Annotated in this window: 5 protein-coding genes; 4 read left to right on the top strand and 1 reads right to left on the bottom strand. The window is 72.2% G+C overall.

Annotated elements, in window-relative coordinates:
* On the top strand, window positions 1–801 hold an 801-nt coding region (locus tag ACLBYE_RS29960), incomplete at its 5' end, for a hypothetical protein (RefSeq protein WP_447696944.1).
* A 140-nt stretch (window positions 802–941) separates the two neighbouring features.
* Here ACLBYE_RS29960 and ACLBYE_RS29955 read toward each other — a convergent pair.
* Window positions 942–1,580 (bottom strand): YqgE/AlgH family protein, encoded by a 639-nt coding sequence (locus tag ACLBYE_RS29955; protein ID WP_100252769.1) that lies wholly within the window; start codon window positions 1,578–1,580, stop codon window positions 942–944.
* 187 nt (window positions 1,581–1,767) lie between these two features.
* Here ACLBYE_RS29955 and ACLBYE_RS29950 point away from each other — a divergent pair, with 187 nt between their 5' ends.
* The 3 genes from ACLBYE_RS29950 to ACLBYE_RS29940 all read left to right on the top strand — a co-directional run bounded on the left by ACLBYE_RS29950 (window position 1,768) and on the right by ACLBYE_RS29940 (window position 3,424).
* Entirely contained in the window at window positions 1,768–2,109 is a 342-nt protein-coding gene (locus tag ACLBYE_RS29950) for a hypothetical protein (protein ID WP_447696943.1), read from the top strand.
* A 102-nt stretch (window positions 2,110–2,211) separates the two neighbouring features.
* Window positions 2,212–2,691, top strand: a complete 480-nt coding sequence (locus tag ACLBYE_RS29945; protein WP_447696942.1) for a redoxin family protein — start codon at window positions 2,212–2,214, stop codon at window positions 2,689–2,691.
* Window positions 2,692–2,782: 91 nt separating this feature from the next.
* Window positions 2,783–3,424, top strand: coding sequence for a DedA family protein (locus tag ACLBYE_RS29940; RefSeq protein ID WP_447696941.1), 642 nt, complete (start codon window positions 2,783–2,785; stop codon window positions 3,422–3,424).
* The last annotated feature ends 154 nt before the right edge of the window (window positions 3,425–3,578 follow it).

Below are 3,578 nucleotides of genomic sequence, written 5' to 3'. Positions count from 1 at the left end.
GAGCCGGGCCCGCCCGCGGCGGCTCCCGAGGCGCCCCGGCCCGCCCCCGCCCCGGCCCGCCCGGTCGTGCTGAAGACGCCCTCCGAGGACGGCGTGATCGGCCAGGAGCTGCAGCTCAACGGACTCTCCGGGTCCCTGAAGCTGGAGCGCTCCGGCACGGCCGTCACGGCGCGGATCAAGCTGCCCGGGACCAAGATCTCGCAGCCGGCGGATTCGTGCACCGTCCCGCTCGCGGGCGGCAATCCGGTGGCGCTCACCGCCGAGGGCAAGCCCGAGGGCGTGCCGCGCTTCGAGGCTGCCGGGGCCGAGTGCCCGCTGCGCTTCGACGTGACCGACGGCGGCGTGCTGGTCTCGAGCCTGGGTTCGGGCCCGGTCTGCACCTTCTCGGCGGCGGATTGCGCGACCACGCCGGTCGGCCTCTGGGGGCCGGGCGCCGCCACCCTGATCCCGCGGGCCGGCGAGTTCGACACCGCCCGCGGCGTGGCCGACAAGGCCGTCCGGGACAATTACAAGCTGATGACTCAGCGGGCCCGACGCGAGGACGTGCGGCCGATCGTCAGCGAGCAGGCGGCGTTCTCCTCGGACCGGGAGCAGCTCTGCCGCACCTACGCGCGCGAGGGCACGCACGGGTTCTGCCATCTGCGGGTGACGGAGAACCGCGCCCTGGCCCTGGCGACCCGGCTCGGCGCCAACACGGCGACGCCCACTGCCGCCGTGGCGCCCCGGCGGCCGCGGCCGAAGCCGGCCGTCGAGGGCATGAACCCGGACGCGGTCGGCGGCGGCGACGCCGTTCCGGAGTAGGACCGCCCCGTAACGGCCCGGCGCAACCGTCTTTGCGAGCGGAGTGAAGCGATCCAGGGTAGCGCGAGGCTGGCCGGCGTAGCGTTCCTGGATCGCTCCGCTCGCAAAGACGACGTGCCGCCCTGGCGAGCGCGGCCGGGTCAGGCCCGGCCGGCGGTCATCGACAGCATCGCCGGGTCGATGCCGTTGGCCCGCAGGGCGAGGTCGTACTTGGCGTCGAGGTCGGCGTTGAAGATCAGGGCCGGGTCGGCCGGGCAGTTGAGCCAGCCGTTGGCCATGATCTCGCTCTCGAGCTGCCCGGCCTGCCAGCCGGCGTAGCCGAGCGCCAGCACGGCGCTGGCCGGCCCCTCGCCGCTGGCGATGGCGCGGAGGATCTCCACGGTCGCGGTCAGGCAGATGCCGTCGTCGATGATCAGCGTCGATTGCTGGATGTGGAAATCGTCGCTGTGGAGCACGAAGCCGCGCCGTCCCTCCACCGGGCCGCCCATCAGGACCGGCATGTGGCCGACCCGCTCGCGCAGGCGGATCGCGTCCGCCTCGGGCGCCACGTCGAGCTGGACCAGGAGGTCCGGCATGCTGATGTCGGTCGCCGCCTTGTTGACGATGATGCCCATGGCCCCGTCGGCGGAGTGGGCGCAGATGTAGATCACCGAGCGCGCGAAGCGCTCGTCGGCCATGCCGGGCATGGCCACGAGGAACTGCCCGTCGAGGAAGTGCGGGCCCGACAGCTCCGTGCGGAGCGGCGCCGCCTTTCCGGCCTGGGACGACGCTGCCGACATGGGATCGGGCCTGCGGTGCGGAGGGTGCGCCATGCGTCCATGCTACGCCGCGCCCCTCCGTTGTCCAGCGGGCAAAAGGGACGCAGCAAGCCTCCCCCAAGCTTGTGCGGGTCTCATGCGCGCCGCAGAATGTCCCGGCCGGCACGCGAAGGCGATCGTTCCGGCCACGTTCGAGACCGTGACCATCATGGCTGGCTCCGCCTCTCAGACCGCGTTCGACATCGAGGAGCAGCGCGCCCGGATCGAGCGCGCCCACGAGGAGACGCGGAAGTTCGTCGCCGAGCAGCACAAGCTGATCGCCGAGCAGTCGAAACTGGCCGCGGAGCAGACCAAGCTGGCGGCCGAGCAGTTCAAGATGACGGCCGAGGCTTCGAAGACGGCCGTCGAGCAGACCAAGCTCGCGGCCGAGGCCGCCAAGATCGGCCGGGACCGGAGTCTCGCGCCCTGGCAGGTGGCGCTGTCCGGCATGACGGCCGGGGCCGCGCTGTTCGGCGCCGGGGCGGCCTTCGTCAAGCTTCTCGGACCGTGAGCCGCAGGCCGATCCCGATCCTCGACAGGCACCCCCTGCCACGCTAGGTCAGGCGCGCTGCTCACGCGTGCCATCCCAGCGCGCGACAACGAGGGACCCGCGATGATCCAGGTCGGCGACCACCTGCCCCAGGCCACCTTCCGGGTGATCGGCCCCGAGGGCCCGATCGCGCGCACCACCGACGACGTGTTCAAGGGCCGGCGCGTGGTCCTGATCGGCGTGCCGGGCGCGTTCACCCCCAGCTGCCACCGCAACCACCTGCCGGGCTTCGTCACCCATCGGGAGGAGATCCTCGGGCGCGGTATCGACGCCATCGCGGTCACGAGCGTCAACGACGTGTTCGTCCTCGACGCGTGGTCGAAGGCGAGCGGCGCCGAGGGGCTGGAATTCCTCGCCGACGGCAACGCCGATTTCGCCAAGGCCCTCGGCCTGGAGATGGACGGCACCGGCTTCGGCCTCGGGATGCGCTCGAAGCGCTACTCGATGCTGGTCGAGGACGGCGTCGTCCGGATCCTCAACGTCGAGGAGACGCCTTCGAAGGCCGAGGCGTCCGGCGCCGAGGCACTGCTGAAGGTCCTCTGAGGACGCCGCCGGCCGCAGATCGGCCCTCTTAAGGCCACGTTCCGTCCGCTTGTGTCGCCGGGCTCTGCCCGGAGACCGGCCCGAGGACCGCATGGCCTTCCTGAACGACCTGCCCATCGCCGACCTGATCGCGAATTACGGATACATCGCGATCTTCGTGATCATCACCCTCGAGAGCGCCGGCGTGCCGTGCCCCGGCGAGACCGTGCTGATCTCGGCCGCCGTCTACGCCGGCAGCACCGGGAACCTGAACATCGGCCTGGTCATCGCCGCGGCGGCGACGGCGGCGATCCTGGGCGACAATGTCGGCTACTGGGCGGGGCGGCGCTGGGGCATGCCGCTGCTGCTCCGCTACGGCCATCTCATCGCCCTCGATCACGGCCGGCTCAAGCTCGGCCAGTACCTGTTCCGCCAGCACGGCGGGAAGATCGTGTTCTTCGGCCGCTTCACCGCGATGCTGCGCGCCTACGCGGCGGTCCTGGCCGGCGTGAACAAGCTCGACGCGCGCCGCTTCATGGCCTTCAACGCCCTCGGCGGCGTCGTCTGGGCCGGCAGCATGGGCATCGGCTCGTACTATTGCGGGCGCCAGATCGAGCACATCGTCGGTCCGGTGGGCCTGACCCTGCTCGCCCTGGTGGTGTTCGGTGGCCTGGCCCTGTGGCTGTTCGTGCGCCGCCACGAGGCGCGCCTGCTCAGCGAGGCGGAGATCGCCATCCCCGGCCCGCTCGCCTGACGGGCATCACGTCTCCGCGAGGTCGAACGCCTCGATCGCCTCGAGGGCGTCGTGGTGCAGGAGGAGGACGCCGGTGGCCGCGGCGAGCCGGCGCGCCGCCGGCGGGGAGGCGGCGTTTGGCACCCCGGCGGGCCCGGCCCCCCCCCCCTCGGGC

It is taken from the genome of Methylobacterium sp. A52T (assembly GCF_053346095.1).
The sequence above is the reverse complement of the archived record's forward strand: the minus strand, read 5'-3'. Positions and strand labels throughout refer to the sequence as shown.

Bases quoted from the DNA above. Each gene is read 5' to 3' on its own strand.
- ACLBYE_RS29940 (WP_447696941.1), top strand. From the start codon at position 2,783: ATGGCCTTCCTGAACGACCTGCCCATCGCCGACCTGATCGCGAATTAC.
- ACLBYE_RS29950 (WP_447696943.1), top strand. From the start codon at position 1,768: ATGGCTGGCTCCGCCTCTCAGACCGCGTTCGACATCGAGGAGCAGCGC.
- ACLBYE_RS29955 (WP_100252769.1), bottom strand. From the start codon at position 1,580: ATGTCGGCAGCGTCGTCCCAGGCCGGAAAGGCGGCGCCGCTCCGCACG.
- ACLBYE_RS29945 (WP_447696942.1), top strand. From the start codon at position 2,212: ATGATCCAGGTCGGCGACCACCTGCCCCAGGCCACCTTCCGGGTGATC.